This is a genomic window from Antrihabitans auranticaus (assembly GCF_016481275.1).
GTDB lineage: Bacteria > Actinomycetota > Actinomycetes > Mycobacteriales > Mycobacteriaceae > Antrihabitans.
In genome coordinates, this window is the sequence record NZ_JAEMNW010000004.1 from 672,327 (window position 1) to 694,260 (window position 21,934).

Below are 21,934 nucleotides of genomic sequence, written 5' to 3' on the forward strand. Positions count from 1 at the left end.
TCAGCCTTCCGTTTCAATGACAGCCAGCACGTCACGGACTTCGATCACCGCGCCGACGGCGGCCAGCACTTCGACAAGCACCCCTGACACCGGCGATTCCAGCGTCTCGTTCACCTTGGCGGTTTCTATTTCGACGAGGCCTTCGCCTTCGTCGATCGAGTCACCGACCTCCTTCAACCACTCGATCACTTCACCCTCGGTCATGCCCATTCCCCATTGCGGCAGACGCACTTCCACTCGCATGTGTCACTCCTTGTAATCGACGATGACGGTCCGCTGCGTGCCGAGACCGGAAATTCCGAGTTCGACGACGTCTCCGGCCCGCAGATAGGCCTGGTCGGCGCGGCCGAGGGCGACGCCCTCGGGCGTACCGGTATTGATCAGATCACCCGGCTCGAGAACCATGAATTGCGACAGGTACCGGACGATGGTGACCACGTCGAACACCATGTGCCTCGTGCAGGAGGCCTGCCGCTTCTCGCCGTTGACAGTCAGCCAGAGATCCGCTTTCTGCCAATCGATTTCGTCGCGACTCACGAAAACCGGACCGCACGGATTGAACGTCTCACACGACTTCCCCTTGACCCACTGGCCTTGGCGTTCGAGTTGAAAGCTGCGTTCGCTGACGTCGTTCACGGCCACGAAGCCGGCGATCGCGGCAATCGCCGAAGCATCATCGGCGAGATAACGCGACCGCGCCCCGATGACGACACCCAACTCCACCTCGTAATCGAGTTTGCTCGAGCCCGGCGGCGCGACGATGGGATCGTTCGGCCCGGACATGCAGTTCGGTGCCTTGGTGAAGATCACGGGTTCCGTCGGCACGGCGGCGGCGGACTCGTCGGCGTGTGCGACGTAATTCAGACCGACACAGATGATTTGGTGCGGTCGTGCGATGGGCGCGCCGATCCGAACGTCGGCCAGCGGGTGCGCGACCCGTCCCTCGATCAGGTCGGGTAGCCGTGCGAGCCCGTCTGATGCGAAGAAGGCGGCGTCGTAGTCCGGCACTCGGTCCGAGACGTCGACGTAGTGGTCGTCGTCGACGAGTACGCCCGGCCGCTCTGCGCCGAGTTCCCCGATACGAACGAGTTTCATTGGGCCGCTTGCCCGAAGACGATCTTGCGAGCGGTCTCGACGCTGGCGACCGGGCGTCCGATGGTCTCGGCCATGCGCACGATGACCTCGACCAGTTGGGCATTGTGCTTGGACATGTCGCCGTTCGGCAGATATGGGTTGTCCTCCCACCCGACCCGGACGTGTCCACCCATGCCGATAGCCATCGCCGCGAGCGGCCACTGCATGACGGGATCCATGATCGACACGTTCCAATTGACGTTCGGCGGAAGGTGATCGACGAGGTAGGTCATCGACTTGTGTGTCGGTGGGGTCCACGCGCCGCCGGGCCAGCCGAAGAAGAGCGTTGCCCACACCGGGTCCTGCAGTGTTCCGAGTTGCCTGATGAACTCGAGGTTCCAGAACGCGCCGGTGTAGAAGCACTCGATCTCGAGTTTCACACCGTGCTCGGCTGCCGCTCTACTGGCCGCCTCGAGTTCGTCACGCGGGTGCAGTGAGTACATTTCGTTGGCGGGCAGCACAGGATCCGGCCGGAAGTACTCGTCGTGCACGTTGAAGGCGTAGGACATCATGTCCGGCTTCTGCTCCATCAACTTGATCTTTTCGGGCAGGCGCGCGCTCGCGATGCCGTACTGGATGATGGGGTCGGTGCCGACGGACTTGATCTTGTCTGTAAGTCGTTGCCACCCATCATGATCGATGGTCGAGAGCTTCTTGCCGTCGGGCCCCATCTCCTTGTCCAGGTAATGCACGCCGTGGTGATGGCAGAGCGACGCGCCCGCGTTGACGGCGTCGACGTACTGCTGGCCGACCGCCTCGGTGTCCTCGATCGGTGGCATGTGCGGAAAGCCCGGATACGACATGCTCGAATCGCAGGTGACGGTGATTATCAGATCGTCCAAGGGGACCACTCCTTCTAAAAGACACCAGGTGACTTGATGTATGTATAGCACTCGAGGGGGTACTCTTGACAGCAAAACTAGAGATTGTTTCTATTTTCAGGACACCCTCGACGCGGAGGTACTTCGTGAGCTCCATAGACATGGCCAGTCGGCACTTTCATCTGTTCACCGATCCCTGGCTCGACTTCAACGTGATCCGCTACCTGGGGTACGCCTCGCAGGGCGGTGCGACGGTCGGCGAGGTACTCGCGATCGTTGCCGAGATCGAGGACGGTGACGTCGAAAGCTGGCACCGTGCCTGGTCCAGCTTTGCCGACCGGTTGGTCACTAGCGCCGAAAAGCTTGCTGCGCAGCCGGAGTCGACGGTCGACGCCCGGCGGGCCTACCTGCGTGCCGCGAACTACTATCACGCGAGCGACCAGTTTCTCGGCGGCTTCGACGAACGACGGCCCGAGGTCTACCGCAAACTACGGGGCGCCTTCGGCAGGGTCTGCGAACTCGCATCCCCGCCGGGGATCCCGCTCGAATTCGAGTGCGACGGCGTCCGAATGCCGATGTACTTCCTACCGGGCTCGGACTCACCGCAGGACTATCCGACGGTCATCATGCTCGGTGGTGCGGACGTCGTCTGTGAAGAGAACTTCTTCTATGGTGGCGGGTCGCTCCTGGACCGTGGCTACAACGTCGCACTTGTCGAACTGCCGGGGCAGGTCGGGTCGCTCGCGATGAACGAGGTCGCAAAATATCGGGCCGACGCCGAAGTGCCATTCGCTGCGATGCTCGACGCACTGATCGCGCTACCCGGCGTCGATCCGGACAACCTGTGGTGCGTGTGCTTTTCGGCTGGTGGGTACTTCGGGCCGCGCGCTGCGGCACACGACCACCGCGTACGCGGCTGGGTCTTCGATGCGTCGTTGCACGAGCTGGTCGAGTTGCCGCGATCGGTCGCAGGCGTGGGGGAGATGCTCGACAACGGCGCGAGTGATGCGGAGGTCGACGCGCACATCGAGCGATTACGGCATCTGCCCGCGGTCGACTTCTCGTTCCACTGGTGGGGCAGGCGCGGCGGTCACTACGACGCACCCGTCGAGCGCTACAGCCAGATCGTCCATGATCTCGCCGAGTTCTCGGTGTCGAGCGAGATGATCGCCGCGATCCAGGGCTCGGTCCTGCTGGTCTGCGGCACGGCCGAACCCCCTGCGTGGCAACGGCTTACCCGCGAGCTCTTCGACGGATTGACCGTCGAAGACAAGCAGTTCGTCGAACTCGGACCGGAGACGGGTGCCGACGCACATACGTCGGTCTCCGCTTTGCCGGTGGTGGAAGCAATTATTCTGCCGTGGCTGTACCGGCACGCGGGACCGGGTGCGCGGCCGTTCTCCGGACCGGGAAGGCCCTGACATGCGGATGATCGACTACCTCGACCGAGGTGCCCTGCTTGCGCCCGAGCGAACCTGCCTGATCGACGGCAACGAGCGCATGACGTACTCGGAAGTCGTTGCGGCGTCGCACAACATCGCGGCAGGACTCCTCGAGGGCGGAATTGGGAGCGGCTCCCGCGCCGCGATCCTCGCGCCGAATTCCGCGGCCGCATTCACCGCCGTGCTGGGAGTGCTGCGCAGCGGAGCGACATGGATTCCCGCCAATGTGCGGGCAACGCCGGTAGAACTGGCCGAGCAGCTCACAATTGGCGAATGTGCGGTGCTGTTCTACGATCCAGTGCTGCAAGACGTTGCCGAGCTGCTCGTGCAGGCGGTCCCTACCCTGACGTGGTCGATTCCCCTCGACGCGATGCCGAGCGGGACGGCAGAGATACCCGACGTGCTGGAAGATTCGCGGCGCGAGGCGATTCTCGGATTTACCGGTGGAACCACCGGGCGACCCAAGGCTCTCGTGGCAAGTTCGCGCAACGTGGAGGCGATGACGACCGCACTGCTTGCTCACGTCGACATCGGGTCGCCACCCGTGTATCTGGCTGCCGCGCCGCTGACGCATGCGGCGGGAATTCTGTGCTTTCCGGTATTGGCATGCGGAGGAACGATTCTCATTCACCGCACGGTCGATCCCGGCGCCATTCTCGACGCCGTGGAACGCGATGGCGTGACGTTCCTTTTCCTCCCACCGACCGCGATCTACATGTTGCTCGCGCACCCGACCGTCCGAGGTCGCGACTATTCGTCGCTGCGCGCCTTCGTCTATGCCGCGGCACCGATGGCGCCCGAGAAACTCAGGCAGGCACTGGATGTGTTCGGCCCGAAAATGGTTCAGCTCTATGGACAGTCCGAGGCGGCCATGATCTGCACCGTCCTCACTGCCGCCGACCACGTCACCGCGCTGGCCGAAGCCCCACATCGTTTGGCCTCGTGCGGCCGGCCATCGATCGTGGCGCGGGTGGCCGTGATGGCTGAGGACGGAACGTTGCTGCCGCAGGGAGAAATCGGGGAGGTTGTCATCCGGAGTGCGCTGGTCATGGAGGGCTATCTCGGTGATCCGGATCCGTCCGTTCGCGCACACGGGTGGCACCACACCGGCGACGTCGGCCGCATCGACGAGGACGGCTACGTCTACCTCGTCGACCGCAAGAAGGACATGATCGTCACCGGCGGCTTCAACGTCTTCTCGGCAGAAGTGGAGACAGCTGTCCTCGCGCATCCGGCGGTGGCGCAATGTGCCGTCGTCGGGACGCCCGACCCGCACTGGGGCGAGGTGGTGACGGCAGTCGTCGAACTGCTGCCGGATACAACACTGGATCCCGACGAATTGATCGCGCACTGCAAGGCGCTGGTGGGCGGCGTGAAGTCGCCGAAGCGCGTGGAGATATGGCCGAAATTGCCGCGGAGCAGCGTCGGAAAGATTCTGAAGCGTGAAGTGCGCGACTACTTCTGGCAGGGTGCGGAGCGGAGGGTCTGACCGGATCGGCGGGACCCTCCGCCGCTCGCGGTGCCTGCCACCCCGCCCCCGCGCGAGTGTGCAGTTATTGTCGGAAATCATCCGATTTCCGCAATTAACTGCACACTCGCGCGGGTGGCGGCGGGGCCGGGAAGGACTAGGCGGCTGCGTCAGCCCAAGATGACGTCGCGGAGGGCCCGCAGGGTCGGCTCGTCACGGACGCCGCCGATCAAGATGGTGGTGATGGGGGAGTCGCGCCAGAGTTGGATGCGTTCCTTGATCCGCTCGATCGGGCCGAGAAGGGATGTCGCGTCGGCTAATTCGTCGGGCACGGCTCGGACGGCCTCTTCTTTGCGTCCGGCGAGGAACAGCTCCTGAACCTTCTGTGCGGCGTCGGCGTAGCCCAGCCGGCCGATGAGGTCGAGATGGAAGTTGCGTTCCCGCGCGCCCATTCCGCCCATGTACAGCGCCAGTGGCAGTTTCGCGATCGTCAGGGCGCTGTCGAGATCGTCGGTGACCACGGTGGTGACGGGTGCGGCGATGTCGAAGTTCGCCGGTCGACCTGCCAACGACGGGCCGTAGATCTGGTCGACGAGGGTGGGGTCGAGGAAGAAGGGGATCCAGCCGTCGGCGATCTCTGCTGCGAGTGCGACGTTTTTCGGCCCCTCCGCGCCGAGGTACACCGGAATGTCGGCTCGGCGTGGGTGAACGATCGACTTGAGGGGCTTTCCGAGGCCGGTCCCGCCCGGGTAGGGGATCGGGTGATGCGGACCGGTGCCGGTGACCGGATTCTCGCGTGCCCAGACCTGGCGCATGATGTCGATGTATTCGCGGGTCCGGGCAAGTGGCTTGCCGAACGGTTGTCCGTACCAGCCTTCGACGACCTGGGGACCCGATACGCCCACTCCGAGTATCAGGCGGCCACCCGACAGCCCGTCGAGGGTGAGCGCGTGCATCGCCGTGGCAGTCGGTGTGCGAGCAGACATTTGGGTGACGGCCGTACCGAGCTTGATCTTCGACGTACGCGCGCCGAACCACGCAAGCGGGGTCAGTGCGTCGGACCCGTACGCCTCGGCGGTGAAAACACTGTCGTAGCCGAGACTTTCGGCGGCCTGGACGGTATCGGTGAGGTCCTCGGGGTGCTTCTGCCAATAGCCAACCGTCATACCCAGTTTCAGGTCGTTCGTCATCCAACTACCTCGTATCCTGCGGGCTTCGCAAAGCCTTCGATGAACATTTTGTTGGGGGTCAGGCGCATTGCGAGATCGCGGAGCCGTGACGAGACGGGACCGTTCATTGCAGCGAGTCGCCCGACCGCTTTCGCCTCGTCCAGCACCTCACCGACCCGTTCGACCCGCTCGGCCGAGTAGCGCCGCAGTCCCTCCTCAGGCGAGCGCGCGGCCGCCAGGCGTAGCGCGAGCACCGTTGCGTCCTCGACGGCTAGGCAGGCGCCCTGGGCGACGTGCGGCGCCATCGCGTGCGCCGCGTCGCCGAGCAAGGCGACGCGTCCGGTGGTCCACGACGGAAGTTTGGGAAGGGCGTACACGTCGTTGCGCACTATCGCGTCTTGCGGCGTCGACTCGATCAGTCGGCCCAGCGGCTCTGCCCACTCACCGAACTCGGAGAGCAGGTCGCGCTTCATGTTTCCGAAACGGTCCGGCGCATTTGCCGGTTGGAAGCGAGCGCCGAACCAGTACACGAGTCCGCCACCCATCGGGCTCCAGCCTGCGCGGCTACCGCGCCCGAACGCCACGAAGGATGTATCCGGAACGTCTGTCGTTGCAACCATCCCGCGCCACACCGCCTGACCGTCGTAGTGCGGTTCGGTGCCGGGAAACAGGAGCGACCGGACGACGGAATGCACGCCGTCGGCCCCGATCAGCACGTCCGCGGTCGCTGACTCGCCGTCCGCGAAATGCGCTCGCACACCGTCGCCACTCTGGTCGACCCCGACAAGCTCCTTGCCCAGGTGCAACCGCTGTGTGCCGAAGCGGCTGAGCAACGTGTCCGACACGCGGTGGCGGTGCATGCACACCATCGGCATTCCGAAGCGATTGACCAACTGGTCCAACGACACTCGCATGAGTGTGCGCCCTGTGGAGGTACGGAATTCGGAGTACTCGAATGTTCCCGCGTCCTCGAGAACCTGCTCGAGCATGTCGTAGCGCTGAAACAGCTTGAGCGCGTTCGCCCACATGGTCAAGGCTGCGCCTACCGGCTGCGGCTCCGGATATCGCTCGTACACGTCGACGTCGAAACCCGCCTCACGCAGCGTGATTCCGGCGAAGAGGCCCCCGATGCCGGCACCGATCACGATGATCTTCACGGTGGCGGTCCTAGTACAGGATTCGTTCGACGGAGAACCAACTCGGCGACGTGGCGCGGTCGGCGAAGGTGTTCTGACTCTCGCGGATCGCTTTCGCCGCTTGCTTGCCCTCCGGTGTGTCGAGTGCACGGATCAGATCGTCACGGAGCCAGACGAATTCGTCGAGACCGTCGAAGGCGTCGGCCACCGTGCCACGAACGGTCTTCGATAGATGCTCGATCGTCGGGTCGTAGATATTGACGTTCTGTACGTACCGCGCGAGCCCGAGATCTGTCGCGAGCGACGTGATGAGGCTTCCGTGTTCCCCACGGTAGGCGGCGTGGGCGCCGTCCCGGCCCACGTCGGTGCGGGCATACCAACCCGAGTAGAACTTCAGATACGGACCTCCCGGTAGCGCGACGGTCCGGCCCGGGCCACGTTCGTACACAACGTGTTCGGTGGCAAACCACGATGGTGACCGAGTCAGGTCGGTCATGTGCTTCTCGTCGACGCCGAGCTTGCGCATAGCCTGCTGGGCAGGCGGCGATGTCAGGGTCGCGGGCGCCGTGTCTGCGTTGAGCCAGTGGACGCCGACCTGGTCGTAGCCGACCGGATCCTCGGCGCCGTCACCCCACAGTTCGTCGTGTAGGAGGTAGTCCTCGACCGTGTACGCGTGTTCCTTGTGCAGCAGGTCGAGGGCACGCCGTACGCGCAGTGACAGTGGGAGATGGTGTTCGTCCCAGTACCGATGCATCTCGAATCGGCTCACGTGTGGCATGGGGCGGCATGCCGTGAGGAACTTGACCTGGTTCATTCGAGTTCTCCTTCGATAAAGCCGATGAGATCGTTGAGAAAGCGCGCCGCAGGAACGCCGTCGGTGACGCGGTGATCGACGGAGAGGCTGAGCCACATCCGGTTTCGCCGGCTCAGAGCACCGACTGCGAGAATGGCCGCCTGCGGCGGGATGACGAGAGCCTGAAATCGCGGTATGCCATGACCGCCGAGATTCGAGATCGTGAACGTCGACGAGTACAGCTCGGCCGGGCGCAGGGTGCCGCTACGCGCAGCCGTCACCAGTCGGCGCCGTTCGGAACGAATATCGTTGAGCGACAGAGTGTCTGCGCCCAAGATCGCGGGTGCGACGATGCCGTCGTCGAGTGCAATGGCGACGCCGACGTTGATCTTCGAGTGCTCGTCGATCCCGTCGCGAAACGACGCGTTGAGGCGTGGGTGCGCAGCGAGTGCCCGTGCGGCCGAGGCGATGACGACGTCTTCGACGCTCGAGTCCGGCCGAACGGGAACGCACGCGCGCGCCTCGAGTGTGAATTGTGGGATCGCGGCACTAGCCGTCATCGTCGCCGCGACAGCCTTTCGCAAAGGCGACAGTGCTCCTGCGCGTGTCATATGGCGTCCAGCTCTGCTCGAAGTGATCGGGTATAGCCGGCTATCAGAAGTCGTTCGGGAATGCGACTGTGATCGAGCGCCGCGTCGCGAAGCCGTTGCAGTACTGGATTTTTGGTGTGGTAGATCCGGCCCAGGGTGCGGGCGAACAAGGCGGTCTGCGCAGTGCGGGCCTCGCGCTGTCGTTCGTAGGCGGCAAGTGCCCGACCGATGGCGCCGATGTCGTCGAGCGTCTGCCCCCGTAGATGCCGTGCGAGGTAGTAGCCGTCCTCGATCGCCATGCCCGCCCCGTACGCGGCGTAGGGCGACGTGGCATGCGCGGCGTCACCGAGCAGTGTCACCCGACCGCTCGACCACTTGCGGAGCCGCGGGCGGTCGACTATTTCGCGTCGCAGGATGTGCTCGGGGTCGGTGGCGCGCACGAGGTCGGCGAGTGGGCTGATCCAGCCGCTCAACTTGCGTTCGAGGTGGTCTTTGGCGTCGCCGGTGAACGCAACGCCCTGCTGCCACGGTTCGAGAACCCACCACTGCCAGGCCGGTTGGCCTTTGTGCAGAATCGGCGACCAACTGGCTTGCGAGTCGCGATCGTGGCAGATTCGCCCGAAGCTTCTGTCGGGCCCGTCGAGCTGGCAGTAACCCTGCCAACAGTGAAAGCCGTGGTAGGTGAGCGGGGCCTCGCCGTGCAGCGTTCGCCGCACGATCGAGTTGATGCCGTCGGCCCCGACGAGCAGGTCGACTTCGGCTGCCCCGCCGTCGTCGAAAAACAGTTCTACACCGGAAGAGTCGTGTTCGAAACCGACGCACCGGCGATCTGCCTGCAGGATGCCGGGCGGGAGAGCTGCGTGGACACGTTCGTACAGGTCAGGCCGTAGCAACCCGAAAAACGTTGCACCGAAGTCCTTTTCCAGCTCAGGGATGGCGGGAAACTCGGCACGTGGGCGCCCGTCGAAGCGGCTGAACCCGAGTCGTGCGGGTGCGCCGAGATCGTCGATGTCGACGCCGAGGTTCCGCAGGACGAGTAGTGGTGGCGTGGTCAGGCTCAACCCCGAACCGGCAGCGGTGACCGCTGCCCGGCGCTCGTAGATCGAGACCTGGAAGCCCGCCCTGTGCAGAGCCAATCCGGCACTCATACCTCCGGGGCCGGCTCCGATGACGGCAACACGTTTCATGACACCTCGTAAAATTAGAGGAACATTCTAAATTTGTTCTGTCAGCAGCCTAAGACGTGGTGGTCGCGCCGTCAATGCCCGTGCGCGGTTAAGGAGTGCCTGGCTCGCTAACCGCGCACGGGGGTCAGCTGAAGCAAGTTCGACGCCAGCGCGACCAATTCGTCGGCCAGGTCGTCATCGCTCACGTCGGTAAGCCCCAGTGGGCCGAAAAGCATTCTCTGGTCGAGCAATCCGACCATAAGGCTGAAGCCGAGATCGATTGCCCGCTCCGGATCCGCGGCAGCAATTCGTTCTCGGTGCGGCTCGAGCAAACCCGCGTACCGATCGGCAACAAGATGAAAGATCTGCTGGCGGTGCTCCCGGAACTCCTCGTCGACGCAGGCGTGCGCAGCGGTCGCGCGATAGACCGGGCCCATGTCGCGGTAGGTCGCCATCATCGCGTGCACCATCGCGTCGACGATCTGCTCGGCCGTCGCCGTTGCGAACCGCTCGGGCTTCGTCACGTCCTGAAGGACGCCTCGCGCGCGCTCCTCCGTCCGCTCGCGGAGCAAGCGGAGCACTGCGTACTTGTCGTCGAAGCGGGCGTAGAAGGAACCGACAGTACGGCCCGACCGCTCGATGATTTCCATGACGCCGATTTCGTGGAACAGCTTGTCGTGCAGCAGTTCCTCGGTGGCATCCAGAAAGCGATCGACCGTTTCCTGGCTGCGGGCCTGACGCGCGCGACGAACGGGTTCGGCCTTGTGTGCGGGTTTGGCCGCGGCCTTGCTCACCATCACGTTCCCCTCGGCTGCTCGACGACGTATCCGGACGCTTGAGCTCCAGTATGACCGGGCGTCCATGTGATGTCCGCCTGCCGGGCCGGGTTTCGCTACGGCAGGTCCACGTTGCTTGCGAGCCAGCGCCCGTCCACACGCTCCATGGTCATCGATACGCGGCTACGGTCGATTCGTGGATCGGGGTTCGCGGTGTTCGTCACGGACTGGTCGATGAACAGCAGAACTTCGACCCGGTCCCTCGTCGCCGACTTGACCGCTGCGTCGACGACGGTGCCGTGGCCGGCCGCCTGGTTGTCGAGCAGGAGTTGCCGAAGCTGGGTGCTCGATTGGCTGTACATGTCCTTGAACTCGCCTGTTGCGCCGTCGAGAACGGCGGTGAAATTCTGCTCCAAGGCGCCGGTGTCGATGCTCGTCAGTGTGACCGCGTAGGTACGGGCCGTGTCCAGGGCTTCCCGCGCTGCTTCATCGATCTGACTGCGCTGGTGCAACTTCCAGCCGAGAGTCGCAGAGAGCGCGATCAGCGCCCCGATCAGAACGACCACAGCTACGGTTGCAAGGGGCTTGCGGGAGAACCGTCTGGCCTTCGTGACGGGGGCCTTGTCGATGGGCCTATCGATGACCGTCATTGCTTTCTCCTTTGCCGACATGTGTCAGTTCGGTGGGGTCAGGTTCGACAGATCCGGCCCGCCGTACGGGGTCGGAATGGACAGGGGACCTGTCGGTGTCGGGTTTGCACGTGTTCGTGGATCGACGCCGGCCGGAGGGCCGGCAGTGTCGTCGCCAGGCGGGCGTGGTGCGTTGCGCGCGCCGCGCACGAGCACGCTCGGGTCCGAGTTGTCGCAGTACGTGTAGAGGAACGGCTCCGGATAGTCCGGAATCGCGGGTGGCTGTCGCGGTAGGCCGTAATCGCAGCTGTAGCGGGGATAGATATCGGAGGTCACCCAGAATCCGCCGTCGCGCAGGGCGAGGCCGATCGCGTCGAGGGTCGAGCCCCGATGATCGGGAAAGAGTGCCACCAGTGCCGGCGTTCGCACGTAGGACAACTGTGCGACGGTCGCGAGGTTGCCGAGCAACGCGACCATGGTCGGTGAATTGTCGGCAATAACGTCGTCGACCGCGGACAACAACTGCGGACCGTTGTCGAGCAGTGTGCGATAACCACCCGCGGATGCCGACACGCCCGAGAGGATGCCTGCGAGATTGTCGGCTGTGGCCTGCAGACCCGGTCCGGTGTCGTGCAACATTGTGAGAACCGTGCGGCTGTTGCGTAGTAGGTCGACGGTCTGCGGAAGTACGCCGTCGAGTGTGGAAATCAGCCAGATGCCCCCGTCGAGGATTGCGCCCAACTTCTCGGGTCCGGCCTCGGAAACGCCGAGTTCTTGCACGATCGTCTCGAACTTGGCTGGATCGATCTGTGCGACCAAGCCCTCCATGCTGGTCAACACAGTGGCGATGGGCACCGGCGTCTCGGTCCGGTCGGCAGCGATCACCGAGCCGTCATGCAGGTACGGTCCGTCGTCGGTGCTGGGACGAAAATCGAGATATTGCTCGCCGGCAGGCGACAGCGCAGAAACGGTGGCCACGGTGTCTGCCGGAATGCGGACGTCGCCGTCTATAGCGATGGTTGCGACCACACCGCTTTCGCTGAAGGCAACCGAGACGACTCGGCCGATCGGCGTACCGCGCAGAGTCACGTCCTGTCCTGCGAGAAGGCCGCCGGACCCGGCCAGCTCGATCGTCACGTGGAATTTCGGCCGGAAAGGGTCGATCCGCAGGGCGCCGAACGACAGGTAGGCAGTTCCGAGCAGCAGGATGACCAGGAGCGCGAGGCTCGACACCCCGGTCATGTGCCGGGTTACGAAACGGCTCAGCCGTACGACTGCGCGAGCGAGACGATCGGTCATCGGGGCGGCCCGAGCACTCGGTCGCGCAACTTCAGCAGGGTGTAGGTCAGCGTTCCGGCAGCCGCGGACAGGTCACCCACCTCGGGGAGTCGGCTGCCCGGATCGCCGGGCGAGTTCGGATCCGGCACGACACCGGCAACGAACTGCCGTACGTCCAGGTCGGCGTGACCCGCAGTGCTGCTGAGCATCTTGACGACCGGTCCGAGAATGTTGCCGATCGCGCCGAGGCTTGTGCGTGGGTCGACGCTCACTGCGTTCAGTGCGCTGGACAATGTGTTCAGGTCATCGACCGTGCTGCGCGAATCGGTCCCGGCGAGAGACGGGAATGTCGACAGTTGGGTGGCGACGTGGTCGACCAGCACAGCGAGGTCTGTCATGCCGGCGCTGTTGTCGGCGACGGCTTTCAATGCGGGTGCTGCGGCCGCGAGCGCCGCATGAACCGAGTCCTGCTGGGCCCCTATGGTTGCCGTCAATTCGGCGGTGCGTTCGAGCGCCGCGGCGATGTCCTCGGACCGGCTCGACAACGTGGAAATCAATCGTGTTGCGTCGTCGATCAATTCACCGAGATTTCCGCCCGATCCGTCCACTACCGTGCCCGCGCCGTTGAGAATCTTGGTGAGGTTTCGGACTGCACCGCCGTTCACGACGAGCGAGAGGGCGGAGAGCACCTGCTCGATTGTCGCGGCAGCGGATGTCGATTCGATCGGGATCGCGTCGCCGTCGGCGAGAATCGGTGTTGCGGGTGGCACATCGTTCGGCGGACGTACGGCGACGAAAACGTCACCTAGCGGAGTAGCGGAGCGCAACTCGGCCGTGGTGCCGACCGGAAGGTGTACTGCTGCATCGATTCGCAGCTGCACGACGGCGCTGTAGTCGACAGCTGTCATCGACGTGACCTCGCCGACGTCAGCGCCGAAGAGGCGGACCTTCGCCTTCGCGGGAAGGTTGAGGGCATTCGCGAACGTGGCTTGCAGTTCGTACGTGTCGCCTTCGACTCCGGGCGCCGGCAGTGGCAGGCTTTGCAGGCCCGCTGCGCATGCCGTCGCCGACAACGTGGTTGCAATCGTGGTCGCGAGCGCCAGCTTCTTCGATAGTGCGGTCATCTCGGCATCTGCTCCATCGCTTCGAGCATCGACACAAGTCCGAAGTCGGGTCCGAAGTCGCGCAGAGTACCGGTGCTGCACCCGAGTTGGCGAAGACCGAGAACGTTGCACACCTCTTTGACGAGTTGCCCGTCGAACAGAATCTTGTCGGTCAGCGCATGAATCCGAACTGCTCGATTCTGTTGGTCTACAACGTTGTACCCGTTGTCGAGGGTCAGGGGGAGGACGTCGAAGAACTCCGCGAGCTCGCGCCGGAAGTCCGACATCGCTGTCGTGATCGTGGTCGAGTCGGTGATTGTCGAGCGAAGTTCGTCGCGATTGTCGCGCAGTAACAGCAGCGTGTGCTCGACGATTCTGTTCAAGGCGGCGCCGGTGTCGCCTGTGCCGATGTTCTGGTCTGCGACGAGGTCGCTCAATTGCCGGACGCTCGAACCGAATTCGCGGACGACGGTGTCGTTGTCCGCTGCCGCAACTGTCAGCGCGTCGAGGTTGCCGACGATCGACGTGATCGCGTCCCGTGTGGCGGCCCCGCCGTCGGCTCCGAGGCGTAGTGCGTGCGACAACTGATCGAGCGCAACGCGGAGCTGTTCGCCGTTGCCAGCGGTGGCCGCCGCTCCGACGTCGACGAACGTCGCCATCGGACCCTGTCCGTCGCCGTCACCGCCCAGTTCGGTCGACAGCGAGTCCAGCATCGCCAACACCCGCTCGAACTCGACGGGCGTCTTCGTGCGGGCAAGACCGATAATGTCACCGTCGCCCAGCTCTGGGCCGCCGCGGTAGACCGGCGTCAGCTCGATGTGCCGGTCGGTGAGGACGGAGGTCGAGACTGTGACTGCCTGGGCGTCCGCCGGGATCTGCGTGCCGCCGCCGAGTCGCAATCGGACGTCAACGTGCGTACCCCGCGCGTCGATGGACTCGACCTCACCGACCGGTATCCCGAGAACGGATACGGCATTGCCCTCGTACAGACCGACCGCTGAATCGAACCGCGCGGTCACGGTGAAGGTGTTGTCGCCGAACGGCGTCGGAGCCGAAGAGCATCCGACACCCGCGAGTGCGATCGCGATCAACAGGGCCATGCGCATCATTGGCAGTCCTGGAGGTACTCGGGAAGATTCAACTGCTGGGCTCGGCCGCTGACCGCGCACATCCATGCGTCGACCAGTGGGCCTGCCGGAGCGTTGAGATCGATGTCGTTGGCGGTCCCGCTTGCGTTCGCGATGTTGCGGAACGGCACGGGCAGAATCTGGAAGATGTTGCGCAGCAAATCGTCATGTCGCGCGATGAGGCCGGAGAGCTCGGCCAGTTCGCCCAGCATTTGATCGACCTGTGGCTGGTCGTCGACGACGACCTCGTGCAGTGCGTGCACCAGGCGGGTGGTGGAATCGAAGAGTCCGGTCAGGGCGGCACGGCGATTCAGGAGTTCGAGCAGCAACTCGCGACCCTGCACGATCAATGCCCCCAGGTCGCCCTGCTGACTGCGGATCAAGCCGGCGATCCGGTCGGTGCCGGCCAGGAGCGATCCAATTTCGTCCCGTCGGTCGGCGACGACCTCGGACAGAGCGCCGATGTTGCCGAGCAGTTGGGGTACGAGTGCGGGAGTTCCCTCGAGTTGCTGGGCGAGCAGCGTCATCGATTCGCCGATCCGTTTCGTATCTACCTGCTCGAATGTGGTTGTCGCGTCGCGCAATGCGGCTTGCAGGTCGTAGGGCACCGACGTGTTGCTCAGCGGTATGCGCCGGTCGGGGAGCGCAACGTCTCCTGCCGGTTGGAGTTCGATATAGCGAGAACCGAGCAGGGTCGTCAGCTTGATCGCGGCCAGTGTGTCGGCACCGATCGCGACGTCGTCGTCGATCCGCATCGTGACGAGTACGTGGTCACTGTCGAGCCGTGCGCCCTCGACGGAACCGACACTGATCCCAGCGACCGTCACATCGTCGCCCGGTCGAATCTGCGCCGCCTGCAGGAATTCCGCCGTGTAGGACTGGGTCCCGAGTCCGAGGTTTCCGGTCACAACGACAGCTGCCACGACGAGCATCACCGCGACGAGCGCGACGACGCCGAGGCTGATTTTCGAGTAGCGCTCCAAAGGTCGGGTCTTGAACGATGGTCGTCTCATGGTGGTCACCTACAGATCGGTGAGTGTCGTGGCACGCCGCCCGGCGTGGCGGTGGCGACAATTGTCGGAATGAGCTGGGACAGAGCAGGAACGAGGTTTGCATCGATATTGCAGGCGTATGTATCGACGTAGCTGCCGCTCTGACTGACGCGTGCGAGCCCTTTGAGAGCGAGCGGGAGGTTGAAGCCGAGATACGCTAGGCGGCTCGGGTCGGCAAGCACGTGACCGGTGAATCCTGTTTCGCGCGTGAGCAGTTCGTCGAGGTCGGGTTGAATCGACTGCAACACAGTCGATGTGCGGCCGCCGACGTCGGCCAACGACTCGACGGCTGATGTCAGCTCGGTTCGGCGAGTGCCGAGTTCGGTGAAAATGCGGCGGGTCTGTTCGATAATCGAAGAGAGGTCGCCGCTCTGCGCTGCGAGGTGTGCAACGACCGCGTCGAGATTGGTTATGACATCACCGAGAATGTGATCACGACCCCCAAGAGTTTCTGCGAGCGTGGTGGTTTGAGCTACCAGCGTGGTGATGGCACCGGTCCTGCCCTGCATCGCCTGGATCAGCGCCTCGGTGAGCGCGTCGACTCGATCGGGATCGAGCACGCTGAACAGCGGCTCGAACCCATTGAAGAGCAGCGCGATGTCGAACGACGGCTCGGTTCGTTCCAGCGGAATGGTGGCACCGGGCTCCAGCGGAGCGGCTGAGCCGTCCGGACCTCTCGACAGACCGACGTACCGCTGGCCGATGATGTTCTGATAGACGATGGCAGCCTTGGTGTTTGCGTGGACAACCTGGTCTCGCTGAATTCGGAACTCCACGTTCGCGAGCGTCCCGTCGAGTGCGATGGAATCGACACGGCCCACACGCACGCCCGCGACCCGCACGTCGTCGCCGACCCGCAGACCCGACACATCGGTGAAGACGGCTGTGTACGAGTCGGTCGGGCCGCTCACGTTGCGCTGCAGTGTTGTGAACACCAGCCACGTCGCGCCGAGCGAGATCACCAGGAAGATGATCAGCCCGGTCAGTGGCCCCCGGATGCTCATCGGGTTCCGTCCTGGATGTTTACAACGGTATTCCGTGCAAGCGGCCCGAGCAGGAGAGTTGTTGCCGCCGTGACGTTTCCGCCCACTATTCGCCTCAATTGTTCGGCCTCGGCGCTACTACCTACTGATCCGACGTTGCCACCGAAGGCTGCCGGTGTTGCCGTCAGCGGCGGTATCGGTGCCTGTGGCGTGACCGGGGCATTCGCACAACTCGGTCCCGCCAGTTCGCCGTAGCGCGGGCAGTCGCTCCTGCTGTAGAGGCGGTGGGGGGTGAACGAGACGATCGTCATGATGGTCCCGACGTTGCGTGCGGGATCCCAGTATTCGGTCATGAACTTGTCGGACACCGATCGGAGTCGCGTTGCTATGGGCAGGAAGTCGCCGGAATTGTCTGCCAGCACACCGAGCACGGGCTCGAGGTTGGTGGTGATACCGATCAGTCGTTCGATGTTGTTGTCCAGCGCAGTGCCGACTGTGGCGGTGGTGCGCAGGCCCGCGGCGAGGAAAGCGTTCAGTTGTGCGCTCTGCTCGGCGACCGTGCGTAGCGGCACCACAGACTGATGCAGCGCCTCGAGCAGGTCGGGTGTAGCAGTGTGCAGTTCGTCGAGCGCCGCGGTCAACTCAGTCAGCGTCGAGTCGGTTTCTGCAGGTGCGACAACTCGGTTCAGTTCGCCGAGCACGGTCCGCAACTGTGCACCGGCGGTGACGAGCGCGTCGCCCCGACGGTCGGTTGCCGCGGCCAGCGTGGCGAGCATGCCGACCACCGCGCTCGGCTCTTCGCGTCCCGCCGCGGCTACGAGTGCGCGCAGCTTGGTGAGGGTCGTTTGAAATTGGACGGTAGAAGCGTTGGGGTCTTGCTTGATTCGCGCGCCAGAGCGCAGGGCAGGTGCCGGACCGTTGTCGACGAGTTGAATCGTCGACACCGCAAAGATGTTGCTCGGCACCACTCGCGCGGTGACGGATTCCGGTATGCCGCTTGCATAGTCCGGCTTCAAGTCGACTTGCACCTCGGTAGTGCGCCCGTCGGTCCCCGGCGTCACCGAACGGACGGTGCCGACGAGCACGCCGCGAAACTTCACGTCGGATTTGGCGGGTAGCCCGTCGCCGACGTCGACGAGTTCTGCGATCACGACGACGCGACTGTTCAAACTGCCGCTCGACTTCTCCACCAGCACAGCGACTGTCACCGCCAGAACGATCAGCACGACGATTCCCCGCAGGAGAAGCAGGCGGTCGGACGGGATTCTGCCGTCGGATTCGAGCGCAATCGGCATCGGTCAACCACCGAACCGTGCACCGGCGTCGACGCCCCAGAAAGCCATCGTCAGAAGGGTATTGGTGACAATGATGAGCGTGATCGAAGCGCGCATTGCGCGCCCTGCCGCGATCCCGACTCCCTGCGGACCGCCCGAGGCGTAGAAACCGTAGTAGCACTGGATCGTTGCGGCGATGAGGACGAAGACCACAGCCTTGATCACCGAGTACGCGATATCGGACGCGCTCAGGAACAGGCCGAAGTAGTGCTGGTAGGTCCCGAACGACGGTCCACCGGCGAGACCGACAACGACCTGGCACGCGACGTAGCTGACCCCGAGGCAAACGACGTAGAGGGGGAGTACGGCGATGATCGACGCCATCATTCGGGTGGTGACCAGATACGGAATCGATCTGATGGCAATGGTTTCCAGCGCATCGATCTCCTCGGCGATTCGCATCGCGCCGAGTTGTGCGGTGAACCGGCATCCCGCCTGCGCGGCGAACGCGAGGGCCGCCATGATCGGCGCGAGCTCGCGCGTCGATACGAACGAGGAGATGAGTCCGGTGGCGGGTCCGAGCCCCATGAGGTTCAGGGCGTTGTAGCCCTCGATTCCGATGAGTGCACCAGCAGTCGCTCCGAGAACGATGATTACGGCGCCGGTGCCGCCGCCGACGACGATCGAACCGTTGCCCCACGTCACGTTCTTCACCAGTCGGGCAAGTTCGGCGCGGTAGTGCCGCAGCACGACCGGAACGGAGCACACGGCACGTACGAAGAACGACGCCATGTAGCCGATCCGCATGATCGGTCGCAGTGTGGCCGTCGAGAAGTCGACAACGTGCCGGATGCCGAGCGGGTAATACGTGGCTGCCATCTCAGAGCCCGTTCCGTGGAAACACGAGAACGTACAGCTGGGTGAAGACGACGTTGACGATCATCAGCTGAATGATCGATGCGACGACGGCGGCGTTCACCGAGTTCGCGACTCCGGACGGTCCGCCTTCGGTCGAGAATCCCTTGTCGCAGCTGACAATTGTGACGATCGCTCCGAATACTGCTGCCTTGAAGAGCGTCAGCACGAGATCGCCGACGGTTGCGAAAGAGGCAAATGTCGCGACGAAGCTTCCGGGCGTGCCGGATTGGACGAAAGTCGTGAACAGGTAGCCGGCGAGGAATCCGACGAAGCACGTCAGGCCCGTCAGGGTGATACCGACGACGATGCCCGCAGCAAGCCGCGGCACAACCAGGCGACGCAGTACCGATACGCCCATGACTTCCATGGCGTCGAGTTCGTCCCGGATGCGCCGCGAACCGAGGTCGGCGCAGATCGCCGAGCCGACCGCCGACGCCATGAGGATCGCGGTGACCATCGGTGCGCCCTGCCGTATCACTGCCAGTCCGCTGGCTGCGCCGGCCAGCGACGTTGCGCCGACCTGTCCAGCGAGTAAACCGAACTGGATCGCCAGCGTCACCCCGATGGGGATGGCGACGCACAGCGTGGGCACGACCGCCGTGCCTGCCATGAAGGCTGCCTGCCGCACGAATTCCTTGAACGGAAAGCGGCGGCCCGCGATGTCGAGCGCTAGATATTGGAACGAACGTACGCCGAGTACGAACTGGCTACCTACGGTGCCGAGCGCGGCGAGCGGGTGGCGCTTCACGTAACCGTTTGCCCAGGATCGGATTTCGTCACGAGCGGGATCGCGAACGGTCGACAGTGGGATGTCCACAGTGCGTTCGCTCATTTCGCCGCCATCCCGAGTCAAATTAGAATAATCCTCTAATAAGGACCGGACTCAGGTTAAGCGCATGGAGGACAAAGCGTCAATAGGGCTGTGGCCCCGTGCGCGGTTAGGAAGTCCAGGGACCGCTAACCGCGCACAGGGGGCGCAGCCCCTGAGATAATGATCTCGCCGTCCTAGCCTGCTGAGATCAGGCTAGGCCGGTTCACAACCCGATGCTGCTGCCCGTCGACGAGAACAGCCCCATCAGCACTGTGAGCCATGATGTGCTCGATGATCCCATTTTGCGATTCCTCCTTCCGGTTGTGAGTTGCGGTGGTTGGCGTGTGCTCCCTTACCCCAGCAATGGCGTCCGGTCGCGAGTCATCGTGGTGAGAGTTTCTTGCATCCGGGTCTCCACCCGTGCGCCGAATTCGTCCGAACTCTCGGCAGAGTGTGGGTTCATTGGGTTCAGCACTGTCGTCGATAGCTTCGTGGGTAATGGCAGATAGGGAAGTAGCCCCACAGCACCGACATTGAGACCCCACGGAACAGACACGGATACGGGAAAGCACTTCAGCCGAAGGAGCTTGTTCAGCTTCAACGCGCGCGCTACGCGTGAGCCGTCGGAAATGACCACCAGTGATTCGCCGGCGCCGGCGGTGACGATCGGAACGATCGGTACCCCCAACTCCATTGCGAGCCGCGCAAATCCGCGCCGGCCCGAGAATACGATCCGGTTGCGATCCGACCATGACTTGAAGGCATCCGCGTCGCCACCGGGAACGACGGCGACGTGGTGGCCCGCTTCGAAGGCTGCCTGCGCCGACGCTCGACTTGCAGGTTGCAGACCCATCGGTTCGAGCAAGTGCCCCAACTTCAGAGTCCACGCCATTTGATGGGTCAGGGTCGTGATGGGACGCGCTAGTTGCATTTCATCGAAGGCCGCCAACGTCGCCAGCGCGTTCAAGTCGAACAGGCCGCCGAAACCGTGATTGGCGACGAAAAGTACTGGTTGGTCGAACTTTTCGTCTGGAATCGTGAGGTCCAGGCGATGGTAGTGCCGTACGTACTCGATTCCGAATCTGCGGGCCGCCGCGAATTTCGTCGCCGGCGGTGTCAACCGACTGCAGCTGCGAGTCGTGGCAGCTCTCGCAACGGGTTGGTGCGCTCGATTTCGACTCGTTCTTCCGCACTGAACGTTTCGCTCAACTGCGGGGCGGGATCCCCGGCGCCGTTGTAGATGATCGATGCGAAGGGCCAGTCCGTGCCGAAGACGATGTGCTGTCGCTGAGTGACGGCTAGCACGCTGAGCATTTCGGCCGGCGCATCGCTCAGGGCGGTGTCGTAGTAGAACGACTCGATCAGGCGCTTGGAATCGAAAAGTGACACAGTGGGAACGCCCGCAGGCCAATTCTGGCCGACGACAGAATTGCTCAGTAGCCCTAGCCGATTCGACAGGAAGGGCACCGTCCCACCGGCATGTGACAGTTGGAACCGAATCCGTGGATAGCGGTTCATGGTGCCACTGGTGATCATCGTCGCCGCAGCGCGCGTGGTGTCGAATGGGTACTCGACGAGAAAATCGGGCAATGTTGCGGGCTTGGCATCGTCGGGAATCGATCCGGGATGCACGAATACGTATGCGCTACGCGCATTCAACGCAATCATCAACGGTTCGAAGCGAGGGTCGCCGAGGTAGATGCCGTCATATGCACTCAACAGGACTACGCCGTCGAGATGCAACACGTCCAGTGCATACTCGACCTCGGCGATCGACGCCAGGACGTCCGGCATAGGAAGCACCGCAAACCCACCGAATCGTGTTGGGTGCGAACGAAACAGGTCAGCGGCGTACGAATTGCAATAGCGAGCCATATCTATCGCTTCGCGCCCGCGCAGGAAACCTACGCCGGGGTCCGAGATCGACAACGTTTGCGCCTGGATGCCGTATGCGTCCATGAACCCGATCGCGGCTTCGGGCGACCACTGCGGCAACGGGAATCCGCCGGCTGTAAACATGCCGCGCGAAATCATCGCATTGCGGTAGTCGGGCGGCAGGAAATGAGCGTGCATGTCGATGCGGTAGTTGCCGCTCGGCAGCTGCTCACGACGAAATGGGCTGGTCCGTACGCCGACCGGTGCTGCGGTTGCTGCGCGCGCGCCGACCAGCGACGCGCCTGCGACCCCGGCCGCCGCCGCGGCAGAAGTTCCCAGTAATTTGCGACGACTCCAGGTCGTAGCGGGCTTGTCGTCGTTCACGAGAC

The 21,934-nt window shown here is 63.8% G+C and carries 22 protein-coding genes; 2 read left to right on the forward strand and 20 right to left on the reverse strand.

Annotation, left to right across the window (positions count from 1 at the left end; genetic code table 11):
• The 3 genes from JGU72_RS21300 to JGU72_RS21310 are packed head-to-tail and all read right to left on the reverse strand — an operon-like array spanning window position 1 to window position 1,976.
• Complete coding sequence (locus tag JGU72_RS21300; protein ID WP_199686030.1) at window positions 1-243, reverse strand: biotin/lipoyl-containing protein; 243 nt, start codon at window positions 241-243, stop codon at window positions 1-3.
• A 3-nt stretch (window positions 244-246) separates the two neighbouring features.
• Window positions 247-1,095, reverse strand: a complete 849-nt coding sequence (locus JGU72_RS21305; protein ID WP_199686031.1) for a fumarylacetoacetate hydrolase family protein — start codon at window positions 1,093-1,095, stop codon at window positions 247-249.
• Window positions 1,092-1,976: a beta-keto acid cleavage family enzyme gene (locus JGU72_RS21310; RefSeq protein ID WP_199686032.1), complete on the reverse strand. Its 885-nt coding sequence runs from the start codon at window positions 1,974-1,976 to the stop codon at window positions 1,092-1,094. Before JGU72_RS21310 ends, JGU72_RS21305 begins: the two co-directional genes overlap by 4 nt.
• Window positions 1,977-2,101: 125 nt before the next feature.
• Between JGU72_RS21310 and JGU72_RS21315 the strand changes: the two genes are divergently transcribed.
• Window positions 2,102-3,376, forward strand: a complete 1,275-nt coding sequence (locus tag JGU72_RS21315) for an alpha/beta hydrolase family protein (protein WP_199686033.1) — start codon at window positions 2,102-2,104, stop codon at window positions 3,374-3,376.
• A gap of 1 nt (window position 3,377) precedes the next feature.
• On the forward strand, window positions 3,378-4,886 hold the full coding sequence (locus JGU72_RS21320; protein WP_199686034.1) for an AMP-binding protein: 1,509 nt from the start codon (window positions 3,378-3,380) through the stop codon (window positions 4,884-4,886).
• Between the two features lie 149 nt (window positions 4,887-5,035).
• Here the strand turns inward: JGU72_RS21320 and JGU72_RS21325 are convergent, their stop codons facing one another.
• From JGU72_RS21325 to JGU72_RS21405, 17 genes are all read right to left on the reverse strand, one after another.
• Window positions 5,036-6,043: an LLM class F420-dependent oxidoreductase gene (locus tag JGU72_RS21325; protein WP_199686131.1), complete on the reverse strand. Its 1,008-nt coding sequence runs from the start codon at window positions 6,041-6,043 to the stop codon at window positions 5,036-5,038.
• Between the two features lie 8 nt (window positions 6,044-6,051).
• Entirely contained in the window at window positions 6,052-7,191 is a 1,140-nt protein-coding gene (locus JGU72_RS21330) for an FAD-dependent monooxygenase (protein WP_199686035.1), read from the reverse strand.
• Window positions 7,192-7,201: 10 nt separating this feature from the next.
• Complete coding sequence (locus JGU72_RS21335; protein WP_199686036.1) at window positions 7,202-7,984, reverse strand: P-loop NTPase family protein; 783 nt, start codon at window positions 7,982-7,984, stop codon at window positions 7,202-7,204.
• Entirely contained in the window at window positions 7,981-8,574 is a 594-nt protein-coding gene (locus JGU72_RS21340; RefSeq protein WP_199686037.1) for a 2-oxo acid dehydrogenase subunit E2, read from the reverse strand. The genes JGU72_RS21335 and JGU72_RS21340 overlap by 4 nt, the downstream gene beginning before the upstream one ends.
• Window positions 8,571-9,740 carry an FAD-dependent oxidoreductase gene (locus tag JGU72_RS21345; protein ID WP_199686038.1) on the reverse strand — a complete coding sequence of 390 codons (1,170 nt, stop codon included), beginning with the start codon at window positions 9,738-9,740 and terminating at the stop codon, window positions 8,571-8,573. The genes JGU72_RS21340 and JGU72_RS21345 overlap by 4 nt, the downstream gene beginning before the upstream one ends.
• 107 nt (window positions 9,741-9,847) lie before the next feature.
• The gene (locus tag JGU72_RS21350; RefSeq protein WP_199686039.1) at window positions 9,848-10,516 is read right to left on the reverse strand and encodes a TetR/AcrR family transcriptional regulator; all 669 of its coding nucleotides are present in this window, start codon (window positions 10,514-10,516) and stop codon (window positions 9,848-9,850) included.
• A 95-nt stretch (window positions 10,517-10,611) separates the two neighbouring features.
• The gene (locus JGU72_RS21355; protein ID WP_199686040.1) at window positions 10,612-11,145 is read right to left on the reverse strand and encodes an Mce protein; all 534 of its coding nucleotides are present in this window, start codon (window positions 11,143-11,145) and stop codon (window positions 10,612-10,614) included.
• Window positions 11,146-11,169: 24 nt separating this feature from the next.
• Window positions 11,170-12,423 (reverse strand): MlaD family protein, encoded by a 1,254-nt coding sequence (locus JGU72_RS21360; RefSeq protein ID WP_199686041.1) that lies wholly within the window; start codon window positions 12,421-12,423, stop codon window positions 11,170-11,172.
• On the reverse strand, window positions 12,420-13,526 hold the full coding sequence (locus JGU72_RS21365; protein WP_199686042.1) for an MlaD family protein: 1,107 nt from the start codon (window positions 13,524-13,526) through the stop codon (window positions 12,420-12,422). The genes JGU72_RS21360 and JGU72_RS21365 overlap by 4 nt, the downstream gene beginning before the upstream one ends.
• The gene (locus JGU72_RS21370) at window positions 13,523-14,605 is read right to left on the reverse strand and encodes an MCE family protein (RefSeq protein ID WP_374101142.1); all 1,083 of its coding nucleotides are present in this window, start codon (window positions 14,603-14,605) and stop codon (window positions 13,523-13,525) included. The genes JGU72_RS21365 and JGU72_RS21370 overlap by 4 nt, the downstream gene beginning before the upstream one ends.
• Window positions 14,606-14,610: 5 nt before the next feature.
• Window positions 14,611-15,645 carry an MCE family protein gene (locus tag JGU72_RS21375; RefSeq protein ID WP_199686044.1) on the reverse strand — a complete coding sequence of 345 codons (1,035 nt, stop codon included), beginning with the start codon at window positions 15,643-15,645 and terminating at the stop codon, window positions 14,611-14,613.
• Between the two features lie 5 nt (window positions 15,646-15,650).
• Window positions 15,651-16,688: an MCE family protein gene (locus JGU72_RS21380; protein ID WP_199686045.1), complete on the reverse strand. Its 1,038-nt coding sequence runs from the start codon at window positions 16,686-16,688 to the stop codon at window positions 15,651-15,653.
• Window positions 16,685-17,962, reverse strand: a complete 1,278-nt coding sequence (locus JGU72_RS21385) for an MlaD family protein (RefSeq protein WP_199686046.1) — start codon at window positions 17,960-17,962, stop codon at window positions 16,685-16,687. The genes JGU72_RS21380 and JGU72_RS21385 overlap by 4 nt, the downstream gene beginning before the upstream one ends.
• A gap of 3 nt (window positions 17,963-17,965) precedes the next feature.
• Complete coding sequence (locus JGU72_RS21390; RefSeq protein WP_233532725.1) at window positions 17,966-18,820, reverse strand: ABC transporter permease; 855 nt, start codon at window positions 18,818-18,820, stop codon at window positions 17,966-17,968.
• Window position 18,821: 1 nt separating this feature from the next.
• The gene (locus tag JGU72_RS21395; RefSeq protein ID WP_199686047.1) at window positions 18,822-19,691 is read right to left on the reverse strand and encodes an MlaE family ABC transporter permease; all 870 of its coding nucleotides are present in this window, start codon (window positions 19,689-19,691) and stop codon (window positions 18,822-18,824) included.
• Window positions 19,692-20,022: 331 nt separating this feature from the next.
• Complete coding sequence (locus JGU72_RS21400) at window positions 20,023-20,790, reverse strand: lysophospholipid acyltransferase family protein (protein ID WP_199686048.1); 768 nt, start codon at window positions 20,788-20,790, stop codon at window positions 20,023-20,025.
• Window positions 20,787-21,929 carry an amidohydrolase family protein gene (locus JGU72_RS21405; RefSeq protein ID WP_199686049.1) on the reverse strand — a complete coding sequence of 381 codons (1,143 nt, stop codon included), beginning with the start codon at window positions 21,927-21,929 and terminating at the stop codon, window positions 20,787-20,789. The genes JGU72_RS21400 and JGU72_RS21405 overlap by 4 nt, the downstream gene beginning before the upstream one ends.
• Window positions 21,930-21,934: the final 5 nt, after the last annotated feature.